General features: G+C 70.2%; 1 protein-coding gene. It reads left to right on the forward strand.

Translation table 11 applies throughout. The features are described from left to right. A partial coding sequence (locus AC3ET4_RS30975; protein ID WP_431955318.1) for a transposase occupies positions 1-372 on the forward strand: 372 nt, incomplete at its 5' end. Between the last annotated feature and the right edge of the window lie 175 nt (positions 373-547).

Raw genomic sequence — 547 nt, forward strand, 5'->3', positions numbered from 1 at the left:
AACACCAAGAACGTCCCGATCGCCGCACTCGAACTGCGACACCGCCAGCGCGCGAGAGCCGAAGACCGCATCCGCGCCGCACGGGCCACCGGCCTGCGCAACCTGCCCCTCCACGACACCGCACAGAACCAGATCTGGCTGGAGATCGTCCAGATCGCTCTCGATCTCCTCGCCTGGATGCCGATGCTCGCCCTGAGCGGCGACGTCCGCCGGTGGGAACCCCGCCGCCTGCGGCTGCGACTGTTCTCCGCCGCCGCACAACTCGTCACCACCGGACGGCGCCGCGTCCTCCGCCTCGCGGCCCACTGGCCCTGGACAGGCGCGATCACCCAAGCCCTGCAAAGGCTCGCAGCCCTGCCAAACCCAGGATGACCAGCCACTTCCCGTCCCTACGAGCAGCACCACCCCGACCGGAGCCGTGGAACCCGGCGCCCACCCGACGCGACAGCCGGGCCACCAGCCTGCCCACCTGCAGGAATCTCGGCCCCCGAAGGAGCCGAAAGGGCCCGCCAGCAAGCTGACGGGCCCTCATGCAAGATCGAGGCTA

It is taken from the genome of Actinacidiphila sp. bgisy167 (genome assembly GCF_057707665.1).